The organism is Bacillus sanguinis (assembly GCF_018332475.1).
Classification (GTDB): Bacteria; Bacillota; Bacilli; order Bacillales; family Bacillaceae_G; genus Bacillus_A; species Bacillus_A sanguinis.
On record NZ_BOQB01000690.1, the window covers coordinates 1 to 211 of the forward strand.

Sequence of the window (211 nt, forward strand, 5' to 3'; positions counted from 1 at the left end):
TCTATTAAACAAATTAATAAACAAGAAACTGTTATTAGAAATTCTAGAAATGTTACAGTTACGACTACGGATACAGACATAGCAGTAAATGTTCAAATTCTTCTCCAAATTTTATTAGCTTTACTAGTAAAATTAAATATTTTATAAAATGTTTAACTTGTTTTTTATCTAGTGATTCTTACAGGTGAATATTTACTGTTTTAATTATAGT

Annotated in this window: 1 protein-coding gene; it reads left to right on the forward strand. The window is 22.7% G+C overall.

The window, feature by feature from the left end; translation table 11 throughout:
* Positions 1-147: spore coat protein (locus KI369_RS29230; RefSeq protein ID WP_170958481.1), on the forward strand; the 147-nt coding region annotated here is incomplete at its 5' end.
* Positions 148-211: the final 64 nt, after the last annotated feature.